Raw genomic sequence first — 18,140 nt, forward strand, 5'->3', positions numbered from 1 at the left:
AAATAAATTAAATTCTCTCATTTATGATTATTGATTTCCTAAGCTCCAAAAGACTATCGAGTAGATTCTCATTTTTTTGTATGTCAAAACTTAATGTTAGATTGAAAGTTTCATCTGAATTAAAAAAATCAAATACTTCTTTTGATTTTGCTCTTAAGTATAAATCTTCATCTATAAGTCTTTTTTCACCAATTAATAAATATTGACATTTATCTATAAAGCTCTTTCTAAAATCAATAGTATATAGATTTTCTAAAATATTATATTGATAAATAGCAATATTGTTAAATACTTTTAATATGTTTGAATTTACAAAATTGTAAATTTGATTATCGTTATACAGTGATATTTGTTCATATATATACTCCCTAAATAAAGGATGAATGTTTTGTTTAAGTTTTAAAGTGACTTCGGCTGGTATTTCAAAATAAAGCTTCCAGTACCTAGAATTATTTTTTTCTAATATAAAAGCTACTCTATTTAAACTAGCACGACTAATCTCTTTTAGTGTGCAATCAAAATTGTAGTGTCTTAAACTAGTTTTTTCATTCTCAAATACATAATCAAACCACTGTAGAACATTTCTATCAAGTTTTAAACTCATATAAAAACCTTCTTCCTTATTTACTAACCTTATCAGGTCTTTTTATCTGATTATATTCTGCTAATAAACTTTCTTTATCAGCTCTACTACCTTTATAAGCTATATGCGGATTTATCATATACTCACCATTTTTCACTCTCTGTAAAAAATCCATTTTTTTCAGCTCTGTAAACAATGAAGATAAAGAAGTTTTTGGATATTCAAGTTCACAAGATAATTCATGTAGTGTTTTTCTAATCTTATTATTTTTATCCATAGAGTTTATTAATCTTAATGGAATTAAATCTCTTTTAGTATACATTCCCTCTACTACTTTAATATAATTCTTAAAGCAAATATTCATATATTTACTTTTATTCATAACTAAATCTTTACTCTCTGTATATTCCTGATTTAGGTCTTTTTTTAATGTCTTATCTAAATTAAATATCTCTTATCACTCTCCTTACCTCTAATTGATAATATAAATATATTACAAAAAAATATGTATGTCAAAAGCGAAAATGCAAAAAGTTTATCTATTAAGTAAACTTTTGTTTATCTATAAGCTAAACTTTACTATTTTTTTAAATTAGTATTTCCAATTTATTGGTAAGATTTTTTAATAATATTTATAAATTTTTTTAAAAAAATTTTAATATATTTGAAAAACTAGTCTCTTATAAACTCCTTTTATCAAACACATAATATTTAGAATTACTTTTTTTCTAAAAACAGTTGACATATTATATATATATTTATATAATGTGTATATACTATATATACAATTTAAGGAGGTGTCTTGTTGAATATAGTTATTAGTAATTCAAGTGGAAAGCCAATATATGAACAAATTACTACACAAATTAAAAGTATGATTATAAGTGGAGAATTGCCAGAAGGCTCAGCTCTTCCAAGTATGAGACTATTGGCAAAGGAACTTAGAATAAGCGTAATTACTACAAAACGAGCATATAGTGATTTAGAACGTGACGGATTTATTGAGACAGTTACTGGTAAAGGTAGCTTTGTATCTAGTAAAAACATGGATTTTGTGAAAGAAGAGCAATTTCGTTTAATTGAAGAGTACCTACAAAAAGCAGTTGATACAGCCAAAAGTAGTGGTATTACATATGACGAGTTAAAAGATATTTTACTTTTATTATATAAGGGAGAATGATAATTATGGATGCAATAACTATAAAAAACTTAAATAAAACTTATAAAGATTTTAGTCTACAAAATGTATCTTTTTCAGTACCAAAAGGAAGCATAATGGGATTTGTAGGTGAAAATGGTGCAGGAAAAACGACTACATTAAAAGCAATTTTAAATTTAATTTCTTATGATAGTGGAAATATAGAAATATTTGGTCTTGATAACAAAAAAAATGAAAAAGAAATTAAAGAACAAATTGGTGTAGTATTTGAGGGAAGTAATTTTCATGAAAATTTAAATCTAGATAATGTATCAAAAATTATGAGTAAAATCTATAAAAATTGGAATCATGCACTATTCAAAGACTATTTAAAAAAGTTGAGAGTTCCAGAGAATAAACTAATTAAGGAATTTTCAAAGGGTAATAAAATGAAACTTAGTATCGCTGTAGCTTTATCACATAATCCAAAATTATTAATACTGGATGAAGCAACTAGTTCACTTGACCCTATTGTTCGTGAAGAAATACTGGATATATTTTTAGATTTTATACAAGATGAAGAACACTCTATTATTTTATCTTCACATATTACAAGTGACTTAGATAAAATAGCAGACTATATTACATTTATACATAAAGGTAATATAGTATTTAGTGAAAACAAGGATGAATTAATTAATAATATGGGAATTTTAAAATGTAAACCTAGTGATTTTGATAATATTTCAAAAGAAGATTATTCATATTATCGTAAAAGCCAATTTGGATATGAAGTACTTCTTAATGATAAATATAGATTTATAGCAAAACATCCAAACTTTGTAGTCGATAATACGTCTATAGAAGAAATTATGTTATTTTATGTGAGAGGTGATAAATAATGAAAGGTCTAATTTTAAAAGATTTAATTAATTTAAAAGGTAATATAAAATTTCTACTTTTATTTGTAATTATGTTTGGGCTTATATCTTCTTTTGGAGGTGGAGATGCTAATAACCTTGTAGGTATTATTGTAGTCCTATGTACAACAATGATTGTTTCAACATTCTCATATGATGACCTGAATAAATGGGATAGTTATGTACTTACAATGCCGATTAAACGTAATGATATTGTACTAAGTAAATATCTGACTATGTTAATATTTAGCTTTATAGGTGTATTGGTTTCACTTATACTTAGTATCATTATTGGTTATTTTAAACATAATTTTATATTAGGTGAAACTCTACTTATTAATGCATTAGTCTTATCTATTTCAATATGTTTTGGTAGTCTTATCTTACCACTTGTTTACAAATTTGGTACAGAAAGAGCTCGTGTATTAATGATTTTATGTTTTTTAGTTCCAACATTACTTTTATTAGTTTCTAAAAATATTTTAGAAAGTATTAGTTCACCTCTTTCACTAGAAATTATGCTTAATACACTATTATATTCTATTCCATTTATTGCTATATTGCTATTTGTGATTTCATATTTTATATCATCAAAAATTTATAGCAAAAAAGAAATATAAGATATTTTATGTGAGTTTTTATTAAAACTGTTTAAGTAAGATTTTATTAAAAATACTATCAATTTTGTTTTGATAGTATTTTATTTTTACATTTTATGTCTACTAGGTATTTTGTTTTAAATATTTATCTTTAATAATACTTTACTCTTTTATCAGTATGTTCTTGCAACATGATTTTCATATAAATTTAATTATTAATTACATTCTTGAATCTAAAAACAAGACTATGTTTAAAAATAATTCTTATACACAGTAAATTAAATTATTTTAATACTTAATATCCAAAACTACTAAACTTATTAGTCATTATTAATAGAATTAAAGCTCTATTTTGTTTTTAAAAATTTTAATCTTTACAATATAAAGTTAAACATAAATTTTCTTAATTTGACATCAGCATAAATGACTATTAGAATAATATTAAACTAGAGTATTTCAATTGATATCGATAAAAAATGAAAATAGATAAAAGATTGTATAAGGAGACAATTCAAGCATGAAATTAGAAATTACAGAAAAAGTAGAAAAGCAAGATGAAGATGTTATTTTTCAAGGATTATTAAAATATAACCTTGCTAATCTTGAGGATAAAAATCCAGTAGATTTAGGAATATATACTCGAGATAAAACAGGTCAGATTCTTGCAGGCTTAATAGGTGTTACTCATGGTAATTGGCTTTCTATAAAATACTTATAGGTTAGTGAAAAACTTAGATATAAAGGTATTGGAAGTCAACTTTTACATACTACTGAAAAAATTGCTAAAGAACGAGGTTGTAAATATGCTTTTTTAGATACATTCAGTTTTCAAGCTCCTAAATTTTATGAGAAGTTTGGATACAATAAAGTATTTGCACTCGAAAATTATCCCTTGACTGGAAAGAGATATTTCTTTACAAAAGTACTATAATCAGGAAAATTTCATTTAGTGTTTTTCATTTAAAGCTTATACCCTTTTTATTTATATTTTTATGTCATTGTTAACATTGAAAAATATGATTTCATTGTACATATAAAACTATTTGAAAATTCATAAATTATAGTATAAAAGCTAATATTATCTAAAATAAAAAAACACATATTTAGGAGGTACACATGCTAGGTCAAAAATGTATGAATTATCTACAAACATTAGGAAAAATAAGTTCAACAACAAATGGTCTTACAAGACTTATATTAACTGATGAACATAAAAAATCTATTGATTTAATAAGTTCATGGATGAAAGATTTAAATCTCGATATTGAAATTGATGATATTGGAAATGTTATAGGTACATATAAATCTAATACTCCAAATGCCCCTACATTAGTAGTTGCATCTCATCAAGATAGTGTAAAATGTGGAGGTATATTTGATGGTATGCTAGGAATAATAGTTCCTCTAGTTGGACTTGAAGAGTCAAAAAATAATAATAAGTCTTATCCTTTCAACATTAAGCTAGTTGCCTTCGCTGAAGAGGAAGGAACTAGATTTGAAACATCTTTAATGGGAAGTAAAGTTTTTGCTGGTACTTTTAAAGAAGTGCTTCTTAAATCTGTTGATGAAAACGGAATTACACTTGAAGAAGCTGTAACAAAGTTTGGATTTAATACTAAAAACTTGATAAATTTACATCCTAGAAAAGATATAGATGCATATTTAGAATTTCATATCGAGCAAGGGCCTGTCTTAGAAAATAAATCTCTTCCTGCTGGAATTGTATCAAGTATTACAGGATTTAAAAGTTTTAAGATAACAGTAAATGGTAAATCTGGTCATGCTGGTACACTACCAATGGATATGAGATTTGATGCTGGATGTTGTGCCTGTGAATGTGTATTAGCCATTGAAAATATAGCTAAAATGACTACTAATTTAGTTGCTACTGTTGGAAAGATGAATTTCTATCCATCTTCATCAAATGTAGTACCTGAAAGAGTGGAATTTACTCTCGACGTACGTTCTTGTTCTCAAGAAGTTCTTGATAGCTCAGTAGAAAAGATATTCAACGAAATATCTCATATATGTGAGAATAGAAAACTTAATTATGAAAGCGAACTTTCTTTTGAAAATGTTCCTGTACCATGTTCCAATAAAATAACTAAAACTATAGAAAAAAGTTTTATAGATTTAAATCTTAATCCTTTTTATATTTACAGTGGAGCTGGTCATGATGCTCAAGAAATGGACAATATAACTGACATTGGAATGGTGTTTATAAGATGTGCTGGAGGTATAAGTCATAATCCTGATGAAAGTGTTTCTGTAGATGACTTAGATACTGCTATAAAAATATTTCTAAAAATATTAGATAATCTCGATTTAAAATAATTTTATATCAAAAATATACAAGTAAAAACATATTATCACTACTAACCTTATACTATATAATTGTATAATATTATCTATTATAAAAACAGACTTTTATACTCTTATAGAATAAGTTTTGATATTTTATACCTAATATAAAAATATATATTTAAGGAGATAATTTTTATGAATGAAAAATTAATTGGAATTTTAGCTGGAATGGGTCCAAGATCAACTGCTCCCTTTATGGATTTAGTTATTGATGAATGTCAATCTCAGTATGGTGCAAAATATGATGATGAGTTCCCAAAGATGATGATATATTCATTACCTACTCCATTTTATATTGACCGTCCAATAAATCACGAACTTATGAAAAAAACTATTATTGATGGGTTACAAAAACTTGAATCAATTGGAGTAAGTTTTATTGCTATGCCATGTAATTCAGCACATATATACTTTAAAGAATTAAAAAAATCAATTAATATACCTTTGTTAAATATTGTAGAAGAAACAGTTAAGAAACTTCCTATTATCCCACAAAAAGTAACTCTTTTTTCAACTAATTCAACATTTGAATCTAAAATTTATCAAGATGGCATACTACATAATGGGCATGAGTTTATATTTAAAGATGAGTGGCAGACGAAATTAAATACTCTTATTCAAAGTATAAAAACAGATAAAGGAAATCCATATAATATTGATATTTGGAATGAACTTATTGAAGATGTGAAAAAAGAATCTATTGAAAATGTAATAATTGCTTGTACCGACTTAAATGTAGTTTTTGAAAAATTCCATTCTTCAATTAATATTATTGATTCATCAAAATGTTTAGCTGAAGCAGCTATCAACAAATATCTAAAGCTAGCTAAATAAATTTTTAGATACTATATTTTATAAAATATACGTGTGTTTGTTTAGTTTAAAAAATATGAACTTATAGTTTTATATTATAGTTCCTTGATGATATAAAATTTGACCATGTATTATAGTATTTTAATAGAAAAGGATACCAATACTGGTATCCTTTTTAAATATTTTTATATCTATTAAACTTAAGTTTATACTACTGAATAGTACCCATAGAATTAGATAAATCTTGTCCTGCTGTAACAAGATTAGATAATAATACATCAGCTACTGCATCATTAACTGAACTTATTATCCATTTGTTATCTTTTTTAGAACATTCAAGCTCTACAGTTTTTGTTACATAAGTCTCTTTAACACTTTTTTGTTTTTCTTTCATAATTGATACTAACATTTCAGTTGTTTTCTCATCAGTTAAGTCTTGCCCTGAAAAACTCATACCAAGCATCTTTGTAAATGCTTCAGCTACTATCTCTTTAAGTAATGGTGTTGAATCTACAAATTTACACTCTACTTTTACTGTTGCTTTATTATCTTTAATCTCACTATCTTTTATTGTATATGTGATTTTAGATGCATTCTGTTTTAGATAATCTAAAACATACTGTGCATTTGGGTCTTTTGTGTCTAGCTCTTTTAATACATCTTTATATTTCTCGTCATTATTTTCCATTACCTTATTCATGCCTTCAAAGTCAAACTTCTTTGCACTGTTGAAAAAACTATCAACTGTATCTTCTGGTTTTGCACTTGAACATGCTGTTAAAGATATTGCCAATAAAAAAGTTGTTAAAACTAATATGATTTTTTTCATATCTCAAATCCTCCCTCTTAATTTGTTGATACATAAGTTATTTTAACATATAATACGAGTTTTTGAATAATATATTTAGAATATTTTATGCATTTTTCTTAAATCAAGAGCTAGAATAAAAAATATCTATACTAAACTACTGTTCATATCTACGTCAGTCATAGTAGAAACCATAACTGCTTTTATAGTATGCATTCTATTTTCGGCTTCTTCAAATACCTTGGAATATTTTGAATTAAATACCTCATCTGTAACCTCTAGCTCTGATAATCCAAACTTTTCATAAATTTCTTGAGCAACTTTAGTTTCTAAGTCATGGAATGCTGGAAGGCAGTGTAAAAATATAACATTTTCATTTTCTGTTTTCTTTATCATCTCCATATTTACTTGATAACTCTTAAGTTGATTTATTCTTGTTTCATATTGTTCTTCTTCTCCCATAGAAACCCATACATCTGTATATATAACATCTGCACCTTTTACATCATCAATATTTTCTGTCAATATTATATCTCCCTTAGATTTCTTAGCTATTTCCTTCATATCTTTAACTAATTCTTCATCTGGCCAAAGCTCTTTAGGTGCAAGTGCTACAAAATGAATTCCCATTTTAGCACACCCTATCATTAATGAGTTCCCCATATTATTTCTAGCATCACCAACGTACACAAATTTAACTTTATTCAAATCCTTATCTACATTTTCAATCACTGTCAAAAAGTCTGCAAGTATCTGTGTTGGATGATATTCATCTGTAAGTCCATTCCAAACAGGTACACCAGAATATTTTGCTAAGCTTTCAACTGTTTTCTGTTTAAATCCTCTAAATTCTATTCCATCATAAAATCTTCCTAAGACTTTTGCTGTATCAGATACAGACTCTTTTTTTCCCATATGACAATCATTAGGACCTAGATAAGTTACATGTGCTCCTTCATCATGAGCAGCTACTTCAAATGAACATCTAGTTCTTGTTGATGTTTTCTCAAACAATAAAGCTATATTTTTTCCTTGTAATAAATCTCCTTTTATGCCAACCTTTTTCTTAGTTTTTAAATAACTAGATAAAGTTAATAAATATCTAATCTCCTCTTTTGTAAAATCCTTTAATGTTAAAAAACTCTTTCCCTTTAAACTTATATTATTCATATTAATTCTCCCCTTTTTGTAAACTTTTTAAAGTTAATTAAATTTGCGAGTTATTTATTTTATATATCTTAATTACTTATTTTAATTATTTATTTTTGAATATTTAGTTAATTTCTAGTAGTATATCTTTTAAAATTTTAAGAGCCTCATTTATTTCTTTGTAACTAATTGTTAATGGTGGCAAAAATCTTAATACATTTTTACCAGCAGTCAAAATAAGCAATCCTTTTTTTCTAGCTTTCTCTTCTATGATATTAGATTCAACACTAGTTTCAATTCCTATCATCAAACCAAGACCTTTTGTGTTTAGTACAATCTTGCTATTAAAATCCTCAATAGATTTTCTTATGTAGTCCCCTTTTTCTGTTATCTCTTTATAAAAACCTTCTTTAGATATCTCATCTAATACAACTGAAGCTGCTACCATAGCTAATAAATTGCCTCCAAATGTTGTACCTTGGTCCCCTTTTCCTAGTACTTTTGAAAGTTTTTCATTTACTATTACTCCACCTATTGGTATTCCTGCTCCCAGCCCTTTCGCTACTGTAACTATGTCTGGTTTTACATCAAAGTATTCATATCCAAAAAACTTACCAGTTCTTGCTATACCACATTGAACTTCATCAAAAATCAGTACTATGTCTTTTTCTCTACATATTTTTACTAGTTCCAAAACATAGTCTTTTTCAAGCACATTAACTCCGCCTTCACCTTGAATTGCTTCGAGAATTATTGCACAAACACTTGAATCTATGTTATTTTTTAAGTCTTCAATATTATTTCTTTCTATATACTTAAAGCCTTCGGGAAGTGGATAAAAATACTTATGATATTTATCCATACCAGTTGCCATCAAAGACATCATTGTTCTACCATGAAAAGAGTCTTTTAAACTTATAATGGTTCCTCTACCTTCACCATACTTATCACTACTATACTTTCTGGCTATTTTAAATGCTGTTTCATTTGCTTCTGTTCCAGAATTACAAAAATATACTTTATCCATTCCACTTGCATTAATTATTTTCTCTCCAGCATATAATACTGGTTCATTAAAATATAAATTTGAAGTATGAAGTAGCTTATCTACTTGCTCTTTTAGAGCATTTTTTAGACTATTATTGCTATATCCAAGAGAAGATACTCCGTATCCACTTGTAAAATCTATATACTTATTACCATCAGTATCAAAAAAACAACTTCCTTTACCATAATCTATAACAAAATTAGGTTGACTATATGTATCTATAAAATATTCATTCCATTTTGAAATTGTATTGTTGCTATTCATTCTTATCATCCCTTCTTAAATTTATAATTTTCTTATATATTACTTTCATTTTTATTCATTTTCTTTTCTTATTAATGTTCCTATACCACTATCAGTAAATAATTCTGTTATTATAGAATGAGGAACTCTTCCGTCCAAAATATGTACTCTATTTACTCCATTATTTAAAGCATCTACACAGCTATGTATTTTAGGTATCATACCTCCAGTAATTATCCCTTCTCCAAATAATTTGTCTACATCCTCTAGTATAACTTCTGTTATTAATGATTTTTCTTCATCTGGCTGTCTTAATAGACCAGGTACATCTGTAAGTAGTATCAATTTATCTGCATTTAACTCCTTAGCTATGGCAGAAGCTGCTGTATCCCCATTTATATTATAAGTTTCTCCATCTTCTCCAACTCCTATAGTAGCAATTACTGAAATATAACCTGACTTTAAACAAGATTCTATAAGTTCCACATTTACTTTTTTGATTTCACCTACGAATCCAAGTTCATAGTTTTTATATGGGTCACATAAAAGCATATTATTGTCTATTCCACAAAGTCCCACTGCCTTTCCACCTTTTGTATGTATTTTATTAACCAAATCTTTATTCACTTTACCAGCAAGTACCATTTTTACAACTTCCATAGTCTCTTCATCTGTATATCTAAGCCCATTTACAAACTTACTTTCTATGTCTACTTTTGCTAACATTTTATTAATTTCGGCTCCTCCACCATGTACTAAAACTATATTGATTCCAACATAACTCATTAGTACAAGGTCTTCCATAACAGATTCTTTTAAACCATCTTTTTTCATTGCACTTCCACCATACTTAACTACAATAGTCTTACCTTGATGTTTTTCTATATATGGTAAAGCTTCTATAAGTGTATTTGCTTTTTCTATATTAATCATTAAAATATTTCCTCCTAATTTCTATAACTTCCATTTATTCTTACATAATCGTAGCTTAAATCACATCCCCATGCATTTCCTCGAGCATTTCCCATATTTAAATTTACTAAGATGCTTATCTCATCATCTTCAAGAATTTTTTTTGCTTTTTCTTCATTAAAATCTAGCCCATTGCCATTTTTGCATACTTCAATATACCCCTTCATACTCTCAAAAATAATATCCACTTTTTCCATGTCTATTTCTTCACCTGCATATCCTAAAGCACATAATATTCTTCCCCAGTTTGCATCAGCTCCAAACACAGCTGTTTTTACTAGTGAAGAAGATATAACTGTTTTTGCTAATTTTACTGCATGTTCTTCACTTAATGCTCCATTTATATAACATTCAATTAGTTTTGTACATCCTTCTCCATCTTTAGCAACGAGTTTAGCAAGTTCTATACAAACATATGTAAGTGCACTTAAGAATACTTGATAATGTTCATCCTTTTTGCTCATCTTCTCATTTTTTGCTTTTCCATTTGCTAGAATCATTACCATATCATTAGTACTTGTGTCTCCATCTACACTAACTCTATTGAAGCTCTTATCAACAGCTATCTTTAAGGCTTCTTTTAATAAAGCTCCATCAATATTTGCATCAGTAGTTATGAATCCTAAAGTTGTAGCCATATTAGGATGTATCATACCTGAGCCTTTTGCCATTCCTCCAATAGTTATTTTTTTATCTCCATACATTATTGCTACTGCTATTTCTTTTTTTATAATGTCAGTCGTCATAATAGCTTCTCTTGCTCCTATATGACCTTGTTTACTTAGATTATTTACTAATTCATCCATATTTTCTTCTATCAAATCTATGTTTAATGGTTTTCCTATAACACCTGTAGATGCAACTAAAACATCATTTTCCTTAATATTTAATTTTTCACTAGTGAATTTAGCCATTTTATGAGCATTTATAAGTCCTTCTTTACCATTAAAGGTATTAGCATTGGCACTATTGACTATGATAGCTTGTGCTTTTCCATTTTTAATGTGTTCCTGTGTCACATAAACAGGGTTTCCTTTTACTTTATTCTGAGTAACTACTGCCGCTGCATCACATAAAACATCTGAATAAACCAAGGCTAAATCTCTTTTTTCTTTATTTTTTCTCAAGCCACAGTGAATTCCTGAAGCAAAAAATCCTTCTGAAACTGTAACTCCACCCTTTATAATCTCCATCTTTATCCTCCTATTTGTATGAGTTTAGTATTTTTTCATTCCTAAAATGATGGTGCTATATTTTTTAAACCTGTAGTTTCGTCAATACCAAACATTATATTCATGTTTTGTATAGCTTGTCCTGCTGCTCCTTTAATCATGTTGTCTATGGCTGAGCAAATTATCAATGTATCTCCATTTTCATGCAATGATATTGCACATTTATTTGATAACTTAACATTCTTTAGAGAAACTACTTTGCCTAATGGAAGAACTTCTATAAATTCTTTATATTCATAATAATCAGTTAATTTCTTGTGTATCTGATTTATAGAAATATTATCTTCTCTTACGCAATATATAGTTGATAGTATTCCTCTATTTACTGGAATTAAATTTGGTGTAAAAACTACATTTACTTTTTCTTTATATGCTTCACTTAAGTTTTGTTCTATTTCTGGAGTATGTCTATGTTTACCTATTTTATATGCAGTTATATTTTCATTAACTTCAGTAAAGTGACTACTAATTGATAATTCTCTACCAGCCCCTGTTAGACCTGATTTAGAGTCGATTATTATATTATTACATTTTATTAACTTAGAACTTAATAATGGCATCAGTGGTAAAGAAATACTAGTAGGATAACATCCCGGATTTGCAATTATATTAGCATCTTTTATATCATCTTTATATATTTCACTTAATCCATAGACAGCTTTTTTATGTAAAGTTTTATCTATAAAAGATACTCCATACCACTCATTATATATTTCTTCATCTTTTATTCTAAAGTCAGCACCTAAATCTATGACTTTCTTTTTAGAGTCAATTGCTTTTATTGCAAATTTTTCACTAACTCCATGTGGAAGAGCAGTAAATACAACATCACACATGTCAATAACTTTTTCATTTTCTATACATATCATGCTATTTTTATAGCCTATACTTGGGTATACCTCAACTATATCTTTCCCTACATACGAATTTGAGCCTATCGCTGTCACTTCGACTTTATCATGATTTATTAATAATCTTAGCAATTCTGCTCCCACATATCCAGTTGCACCAATAATCCCAGCTTTTATTTTACTCATTTTATTCCCTCCATTTTTATATTAAAATAGTATTCGAATCCTATTTTTATTTTTTATCATATAATAATCATTTGATAATATATAAATTAAAATCTTCCAAATAAAACAAAAAGCCCCTTAGCATTGTAAATACTAAGAGGCGAATTTCCGCGGTACCACTCTTATTGGTAAAATTATAATAATCCTTATAAATCAATTTAAAAAGTATCTGCAAATGAATTCTTAAAATTAAAAAAGCCTCTTGGTCAAAGACCAAGAGACGAATACATCCGCGTTACCACTCTAATTGATAAGATAATCTTACCCACTCTAATCTCTTAAGGCGAGACTCACCAATTACCATACTATTAATTCTGGTAACCTCCTCTAAAGCTCTATTCACAATAAAATTCATTACCAGGCTTCCACCATTCCCAGCTCTCTATCAATTACTTTTATGCTACTCTCTTTTTCATAGAATTTCAATTTATTTTCTTATTGTTTTATATAATAGTTTATTTTTTTAGCTTTGTCAATATAATTTATAAAATTTTGGAAATTTTTTCTATATATTTAATTTCCACCATTTTGTATCCAAATTGCGATATAATTTAAATCCACATCTCAATAAAACATTTTGTGAATCAATATTTTTAATGTCAGTTTCAGCTATTATAGAAGAAATATTTGGTTGACTTAAACCCCAATCACACATTTTTTCAACAGCTTCTGTCATATATCCTTGCTTTTTATAATTGTCACCTAAGCCATAGCCAATCTCAATTTCACCATAAGAATTTGGTATATCTTTAAAATCAACTAGACCTATAATTGTGCGATTTTCATTTAACATAATAAACCAAAATGTATAAAATAGTATATTTTTTTTATCTTTATTAGCAATATTTAGTTGTCCTTTTACAATATCATAAAAAAATTCAGTCATTGGTTCTGCACAATAAATGCAGTTTAATTCTTTTTCTAGTTTTGAATTATCAAAAATCCAAAGCTCAAGTTGACGAAGTGATAGTGGAATTAAAGTTAATCTTTTTGTTTTTAATATCATTTTTCTCTCCTTTTTAAAAGAAAGACTATAATTATTATCAAAAAACTCTTAATCAGACACAATGATAATCTTTCTGTTATTGTTTAAATACATTCTAATCTGTTGAAAGAGTCTTTTCATATTCATCACCTCCTAATACTATATTGTTTTATACTATCATATATCAATTTAATAAACATTCAAAATATATTAAATTATAAAATACGATAATTTTAAATTAAAATATTTATATCACTCTTTAGTTAAATTTTTTTAATTTTGCTATCTAATAATTTTTCAATCTTTTTCTCAGATAGTATCTCATTAGTTATAAATTCACCATTAAAAAAAAGACTGTATGTAGTAAATGGGGCTGGAGCATTTTGTGCTTCCTTTGCTGTTTCAAATTTTATGAGATTTACATCTATACTTCTAGAATTTGCGATTTTCTTCAAAATAGGAGCATATTTTTCTGTGTGTGGACATTGGTTACTGTAATATAAAACTATACTATTTTCGTTTAATTTTCTTTGTTTCACACAATCTTTAAAATATGGGATAGGAGCATTATCATTAAATGGGAAATACAATAACTCATAATTTGGCTCTGTTATGTCTGCTAAACAAAATCCCTTATATTTTAGATATTTAGCATCAGATAAAAATGGCATTTTTTTACTAGATGAAAGCACAACTAATCCATACTTTCCTTTTAATTTTGCATCAGCTATACATTCCTGTAGCAATAGATTAGAATATCCTTGCCCTTTAAATTTTCCAGATATCCAAAAACAGTCAATAAACATATAATTATCTGCAATGATAGGGCACCATGCATTTTCTGATGGAATATATTCTATAAAAGCTTTGCCTCTGACATCAAGTCGTTTAAATACAAGACCTCTATCAAAATTATTTTTCATCCAAAGTTTTTTAGAAAAGACACAATTTTCCCCTTTTTTTTCAGAAATTGAACAGCATATATGTTCATTGTCAATATTATTCATATTTATATCAATAATTTGCATACTTATCTCCTTTTCCAATTACATAATAGTTTATAAATATAATTTATATATTTTTATTTTATCATTTTAAATAAGACACTCTTATGTCATATATATACTTATTTTAAAAAACATCATTTTAGATTTGTTTGAATTGCTAAATTGTATGTTTAAATAAATTTTATAATCTAGCCTATACTGTATATAAATTATATATTATCATAATATTCTAAATTTATAAAATAAATTGTATTGAATTGAATATATTTAAGGTATATACTTATAGTAAAAATTTTTAATAATAGAGGTGTTGTTTGTGATTTGTAAAGAATATTTAATAAGAGAATTAAAAGAACAAGATATTAGAAATGCATTAGATTTAATATGGAATGTATTTGAAGAATTTGAGTCCCCAGATTATTGTGATGAAGGAATTAAGTCATTTCATGAATTTATAGAATATAACTCTATTATTGAAAAAGTCAAAGAAAAATCACTCTTCTTTTGGGGCTGCTTTGATTGTGAAAAGGTAATTGGAGTCTTAGCTATTAGAGACTTAAATCATATATGTATGCTATTTATAGATAAAAATTATCATAAACGTGGCATTGCAAAAAAATTAATGACTACGGGAATAGAATATTGTATTTATAATAAAATCAATTTAACTGAAATAACTGTAAATTCATCACCTTATGCTGTTGAAGTTTATCACAAATTAGGGTTTAAAGATACTGATGTTGAGCAAACTACTGATGGTATACGTTTTACACCTATGAAATTGTTAATATAATAAATTAAACAAAAAGCAAAGTCTATTAAATATTTTTTAGTAGCTTTGCTTTTTATTAAGACTTAAAAATAACACCATCTTTTTTCTGTTTTAATAATACACTTTAAAAATCTTACTACTAGAGAGCACTAATTTATTTTTTTATATCCTTTTAATATGTCAAATTAACTATTAAACTAATAATTTTATATATAGACAGTAGAAATATTTTATTATTACTTCTTTATAATCTGCCAATAAATATATAACATCAAACATTTATTATATTACCATATCGTTCTAAGACTTCCCTACTTAATCATATTTTTTGTGAATACCTGATAGCACAGTATCAATAGAATCAATTAAACCTTTTATGGCTTCTTCTTGACTCGTAAGTGCTTTTCCAAGCTGTAAAGTCGAATAACCATGAAGTACACTCATTATTAAATTTAATACTTCATCTGTTTTCTTTATTTTTAGATTACAAGAAAGAATAAGTTTTTCTAATAAAGATTTATATTCATCAAAGATTTCTAATGTTTCATTATTTCCATGCCAAGTGGCCCATTGAATAGTTTCATAAACACCAGGATGAGTAATTATAAAATTAAAATATGCAATACTTATACATTTTATAGCTGTATCTCCAAAATTGCCAATAGCTGCCTTTATCATCTGATTATTCATTTCTCTCATTCCCTTATGAGCTATTTCAAGCAATAAGTCATCTAGACTTTCTATATGATTGTATAAAGATGGTGTACGTATACCTATATTTTCTGCAACAACTTTTAAAGAAACCTTGTTAAGCCCATTTTTATCAGCTATATCTGATGCAGTTTGTACAACTATTTCTCTATTAACACGCATAATTGTCCCTCTTTCATTTAAAATTAATTACTTTATTAGTTTAGCTAATCTAATTAGTTTCGTCAATAATCGAAACTTATAAAATACTTTATACTCTCATAAAACATTGACAATTTAATTATGTTTTAATATAATACTAATTAAATTAGTATTTAACCTAATATAATTAGTATTGTCTTAGGTTGTATTTTTACAATACAAATTATAGTTTGATTAAATAAAAATAACTAATGTATCAAACTGAGAGGAGATTTTTATGGAAAAAAAACATTTTCAAATTCATGGAATTCCTTCAATCCTTTGGGGAAATCCTTCAAGTAAATTATATATTTACATACATGGACAATCTGGTCGTAAAGAAGAAGCTGAAGCTTTTGCCAATATTGCTGTTCATCATAAATATCAGGTTTTAAGTATAGATTTACCTGAACATGGAGAACGTAAAAAAGAAAATGATGCATTTGACCCCTGGCATGTTATTCCAGAGTTATCGAGTATTATGGAATATGCAAAATACCATTGGAACCAAGTTTCACTATATGCAAATAGCATTGGAGCATGGTTTAGCATGTTAAGTTTTAAAAATGAGAAATTAGAGGAATGTATTTTTGTATCTCCAATTCTCGATATGCAACAACTCATTTCCAATATGATGAATTGGGCAAATGTATCAGAAGAACAACTTAAACATGAACTAATTATTCCAACTTCATTTGGATATACTCTTTCATGGGAATATCTGTTATATGCAAAGCAACACCCTATTACTCAATGGAATGTACCAACAAAAATATTATATGGTAAGTATGATGAACTTACTGAAATCAGTGTTGTAGAGAAATTTACTCAAAAATTTAATTGCAGTTTGACTATTATGGAAAATAGCAAACACTGGTTTAACACTCCAGAAGAATTAAATGCTTTAGATGAATGGATAGTTGCTTTATTTAAATAAAAAATAACAGTATTATTATCATGATTAAATTATTTATCAACGTCTATTTAATTAATTTTATTTTTAGGTTGTTAAGATAATTAGATAGACAATAAATTAATTATTATTTAAAAACTTTGAAGATATACAAAATCGTAAGCAATCACTAATAATTAATTAACATAGCAATAATATTAACACTACAAAATTAAATATAAAAATTTCACTAAATGCACATACAGATATTTTTTAAGTCTTTAGGTATTTCTTTTGAAAATGGTTTATTGATTGCTACTAATTTACATAATTTTTTTAATATAGACAATGATACAACATATTGGATAGCACACATATATATAGCTACTGATATGACGGTTGGCATATTCGTATCTGTAATGCCACGCCACTTTTAAAATATGGTGTTAGTACTAATAGCACTAAAATAAGTGATAATAAAATCAAAATTATTCTAATCAATACAATATTATTTAGTATTTTAAAACTTATATTCTTTTTCATATAAACCTACTACCTTATATAGTGTTATTTTTAATATATATTATAATACTTTTATATGTTATATCAATAATTTATTATTGAAAAACAATAAATTATGTATTATAA

20 protein-coding genes, 1 pseudogene and 1 other annotated feature are annotated in these 18,140 nt (G+C 26.6%); of the genes and pseudogenes, 9 read left to right on the forward strand and 12 right to left on the reverse strand.

Annotation, left to right across the window (positions count from 1 at the left end):
* Window positions 1–7 precede the first annotated feature (7 nt).
* Window positions 8–604 (reverse strand): hypothetical protein, encoded by a 597-nt coding sequence (locus tag ACTG44_RS10545; RefSeq protein ID WP_021384862.1) that lies wholly within the window; start codon window positions 602–604, stop codon window positions 8–10.
* 16 nt (window positions 605–620) lie between these two features.
* Window positions 621–965 (reverse strand): replication/maintenance protein RepL, encoded by a 345-nt coding sequence (locus ACTG44_RS10550; protein ID WP_021384882.1) that lies wholly within the window; start codon window positions 963–965, stop codon window positions 621–623.
* A 423-nt stretch (window positions 966–1,388) separates the two neighbouring features.
* On the opposite strand from ACTG44_RS10550, the gene ACTG44_RS10555 reads away from it, so the two are divergent.
* From ACTG44_RS10555 to ACTG44_RS10585, 7 genes and pseudogenes are all read left to right on the forward strand, one after another.
* Window positions 1,389–1,763, forward strand: coding sequence for a GntR family transcriptional regulator (locus ACTG44_RS10555; protein ID WP_021384840.1), 375 nt, complete (start codon window positions 1,389–1,391; stop codon window positions 1,761–1,763).
* On the forward strand, window positions 1,760–2,623 hold the full coding sequence (locus tag ACTG44_RS10560; protein ID WP_479916855.1) for an ABC transporter ATP-binding protein: 864 nt from the start codon (window positions 1,760–1,762) through the stop codon (window positions 2,621–2,623). Before ACTG44_RS10555 ends, ACTG44_RS10560 begins: the two co-directional genes overlap by 4 nt.
* Complete coding sequence (locus ACTG44_RS10565) at window positions 2,623–3,261, forward strand: ABC-2 transporter permease (protein WP_021384849.1); 639 nt, start codon at window positions 2,623–2,625, stop codon at window positions 3,259–3,261. Before ACTG44_RS10560 ends, ACTG44_RS10565 begins: the two co-directional genes overlap by 1 nt.
* Window positions 3,262–3,757: 496 nt before the next feature.
* The gene (locus tag ACTG44_RS10570; RefSeq protein WP_021384870.1) at window positions 3,758–3,958 is read left to right on the forward strand and encodes a hypothetical protein; all 201 of its coding nucleotides are present in this window, start codon (window positions 3,758–3,760) and stop codon (window positions 3,956–3,958) included.
* Window positions 3,959–3,970: 12 nt separating this feature from the next.
* Window positions 3,971–4,171 (forward strand): annotated as a pseudogene (locus ACTG44_RS10575) (GNAT family N-acetyltransferase); the annotation flags it as partial.
* A 185-nt stretch (window positions 4,172–4,356) separates the two neighbouring features.
* Window positions 4,357–5,574: a M20 family metallo-hydrolase gene (locus tag ACTG44_RS10580; RefSeq protein ID WP_479918970.1), complete on the forward strand. Its 1,218-nt coding sequence runs from the start codon at window positions 4,357–4,359 to the stop codon at window positions 5,572–5,574.
* Between the two features lie 165 nt (window positions 5,575–5,739).
* Window positions 5,740–6,438, forward strand: a complete 699-nt coding sequence (locus tag ACTG44_RS10585; RefSeq protein ID WP_479918971.1) for an aspartate/glutamate racemase family protein — start codon at window positions 5,740–5,742, stop codon at window positions 6,436–6,438.
* 190 nt (window positions 6,439–6,628) lie between these two features.
* Here the strand turns inward: ACTG44_RS10585 and ACTG44_RS10590 are convergent, their stop codons facing one another.
* From ACTG44_RS10590 to ACTG44_RS10625, 8 genes are all read right to left on the reverse strand, one after another.
* A complete protein-coding gene (locus ACTG44_RS10590; RefSeq protein WP_479918972.1) occupies window positions 6,629–7,246 on the reverse strand; it encodes a nuclear transport factor 2 family protein in 618 nt (205 codons plus the stop codon).
* A 126-nt stretch (window positions 7,247–7,372) separates the two neighbouring features.
* The gene (gene argF / locus ACTG44_RS10595) at window positions 7,373–8,395 is read right to left on the reverse strand and encodes an ornithine carbamoyltransferase (RefSeq protein WP_479918973.1); all 1,023 of its coding nucleotides are present in this window, start codon (window positions 8,393–8,395) and stop codon (window positions 7,373–7,375) included.
* A gap of 103 nt (window positions 8,396–8,498) precedes the next feature.
* The gene (locus ACTG44_RS10600; RefSeq protein ID WP_479918974.1) at window positions 8,499–9,686 is read right to left on the reverse strand and encodes an aspartate aminotransferase family protein; all 1,188 of its coding nucleotides are present in this window, start codon (window positions 9,684–9,686) and stop codon (window positions 8,499–8,501) included.
* A gap of 51 nt (window positions 9,687–9,737) precedes the next feature.
* On the reverse strand, window positions 9,738–10,598 hold the full coding sequence (argB, locus tag ACTG44_RS10605; protein ID WP_021384875.1) for an acetylglutamate kinase: 861 nt from the start codon (window positions 10,596–10,598) through the stop codon (window positions 9,738–9,740).
* 14 nt (window positions 10,599–10,612) lie between these two features.
* Window positions 10,613–11,830, reverse strand: coding sequence for a bifunctional glutamate N-acetyltransferase/amino-acid acetyltransferase ArgJ (gene argJ / locus ACTG44_RS10610; protein ID WP_479916858.1), 1,218 nt, complete (start codon window positions 11,828–11,830; stop codon window positions 10,613–10,615).
* Window positions 11,831–11,871: 41 nt separating this feature from the next.
* On the reverse strand, window positions 11,872–12,906 hold the full coding sequence (argC, locus tag ACTG44_RS10615; protein ID WP_479916859.1) for an N-acetyl-gamma-glutamyl-phosphate reductase: 1,035 nt from the start codon (window positions 12,904–12,906) through the stop codon (window positions 11,872–11,874).
* Between the two features lie 252 nt (window positions 12,907–13,158).
* Window positions 13,159–13,370, reverse strand: a binding site (T-box leader).
* Window positions 13,371–13,450: 80 nt separating this feature from the next.
* Window positions 13,451–13,951, reverse strand: coding sequence for a GNAT family N-acetyltransferase (locus ACTG44_RS10620; protein ID WP_021384842.1), 501 nt, complete (start codon window positions 13,949–13,951; stop codon window positions 13,451–13,453).
* A 242-nt stretch (window positions 13,952–14,193) separates the two neighbouring features.
* Window positions 14,194–14,958, reverse strand: coding sequence for a YoaP domain-containing protein (locus ACTG44_RS10625; protein WP_479918975.1), 765 nt, complete (start codon window positions 14,956–14,958; stop codon window positions 14,194–14,196).
* Window positions 14,959–15,253: 295 nt separating this feature from the next.
* Between ACTG44_RS10625 and ACTG44_RS10630 the strand changes: the two genes are divergently transcribed.
* Window positions 15,254–15,730: a GNAT family N-acetyltransferase gene (locus tag ACTG44_RS10630; RefSeq protein ID WP_479918976.1), complete on the forward strand. Its 477-nt coding sequence runs from the start codon at window positions 15,254–15,256 to the stop codon at window positions 15,728–15,730.
* A gap of 294 nt (window positions 15,731–16,024) precedes the next feature.
* Here the strand turns inward: ACTG44_RS10630 and ACTG44_RS10635 are convergent, their stop codons facing one another.
* The gene (locus ACTG44_RS10635; protein WP_479918977.1) at window positions 16,025–16,582 is read right to left on the reverse strand and encodes a TetR/AcrR family transcriptional regulator; all 558 of its coding nucleotides are present in this window, start codon (window positions 16,580–16,582) and stop codon (window positions 16,025–16,027) included.
* A 256-nt stretch (window positions 16,583–16,838) separates the two neighbouring features.
* Here ACTG44_RS10635 and ACTG44_RS10640 point away from each other — a divergent pair, with 256 nt between their 5' ends.
* On the forward strand, window positions 16,839–17,537 hold the full coding sequence (locus ACTG44_RS10640) for an alpha/beta hydrolase (protein WP_479918978.1): 699 nt from the start codon (window positions 16,839–16,841) through the stop codon (window positions 17,535–17,537).
* 205 nt (window positions 17,538–17,742) lie between these two features.
* Here ACTG44_RS10640 and ACTG44_RS10645 read toward each other — a convergent pair whose 3' ends face one another.
* Window positions 17,743–17,898 (reverse strand): hypothetical protein, encoded by a 156-nt coding sequence (locus tag ACTG44_RS10645; protein ID WP_479918979.1) that lies wholly within the window; start codon window positions 17,896–17,898, stop codon window positions 17,743–17,745.
* Window positions 17,899–18,140: the final 242 nt, after the last annotated feature.

The organism is Clostridioides sp. LIBA-2809, from assembly GCF_056688965.1.

Excerpts from the sequence above, each read along its gene's own strand:
- ACTG44_RS10565 (WP_021384849.1), top strand. The coding sequence starts at position 2,623 with ATGAAAGGTCTAATTTTAAAAGATTTAATTAATTTAAAAGGTAATATA.
- ACTG44_RS10635 (WP_479918977.1), bottom strand. The coding sequence starts at position 16,582 with ATGCGTGTTAATAGAGAAATAGTTGTACAAACTGCATCAGATATAGCT.
- ACTG44_RS10625 (WP_479918975.1), bottom strand. The coding sequence starts at position 14,958 with ATGCAAATTATTGATATAAATATGAATAATATTGACAATGAACATATA.
- ACTG44_RS10640 (WP_479918978.1), top strand. The coding sequence starts at position 16,839 with ATGGAAAAAAAACATTTTCAAATTCATGGAATTCCTTCAATCCTTTGG.
- ACTG44_RS10620 (WP_021384842.1), bottom strand. The coding sequence starts at position 13,951 with ATGATATTAAAAACAAAAAGATTAACTTTAATTCCACTATCACTTCGT.
- ACTG44_RS10550 (WP_021384882.1), bottom strand. The coding sequence starts at position 965 with ATGAATAAAAGTAAATATATGAATATTTGCTTTAAGAATTATATTAAA.
- ACTG44_RS10580 (WP_479918970.1), top strand. The coding sequence starts at position 4,357 with ATGCTAGGTCAAAAATGTATGAATTATCTACAAACATTAGGAAAAATA.
- ACTG44_RS10645 (WP_479918979.1), bottom strand. The coding sequence starts at position 17,898 with ATGCCAACCGTCATATCAGTAGCTATATATATGTGTGCTATCCAATAT.
- ACTG44_RS10570 (WP_021384870.1), top strand. The coding sequence starts at position 3,758 with ATGAAATTAGAAATTACAGAAAAAGTAGAAAAGCAAGATGAAGATGTT.
- argC (WP_479916859.1), bottom strand. The coding sequence starts at position 12,906 with ATGAGTAAAATAAAAGCTGGGATTATTGGTGCAACTGGATATGTGGGA.
- ACTG44_RS10590 (WP_479918972.1), bottom strand. The coding sequence starts at position 7,246 with ATGAAAAAAATCATATTAGTTTTAACAACTTTTTTATTGGCAATATCT.
- argB (WP_021384875.1), bottom strand. The coding sequence starts at position 10,598 with ATGATTAATATAGAAAAAGCAAATACACTTATAGAAGCTTTACCATAT.
- ACTG44_RS10585 (WP_479918971.1), top strand. The coding sequence starts at position 5,740 with ATGAATGAAAAATTAATTGGAATTTTAGCTGGAATGGGTCCAAGATCA.
- ACTG44_RS10545 (WP_021384862.1), bottom strand. The coding sequence starts at position 604 with ATGAGTTTAAAACTTGATAGAAATGTTCTACAGTGGTTTGATTATGTA.
- ACTG44_RS10560 (WP_479916855.1), top strand. The coding sequence starts at position 1,760 with ATGATAATTATGGATGCAATAACTATAAAAAACTTAAATAAAACTTAT.
- argF (WP_479918973.1), bottom strand. The coding sequence starts at position 8,395 with ATGAATAATATAAGTTTAAAGGGAAAGAGTTTTTTAACATTAAAGGAT.
- ACTG44_RS10600 (WP_479918974.1), bottom strand. The coding sequence starts at position 9,686 with ATGAATAGCAACAATACAATTTCAAAATGGAATGAATATTTTATAGAT.
- argJ (WP_479916858.1), bottom strand. The coding sequence starts at position 11,830 with ATGGAGATTATAAAGGGTGGAGTTACAGTTTCAGAAGGATTTTTTGCT.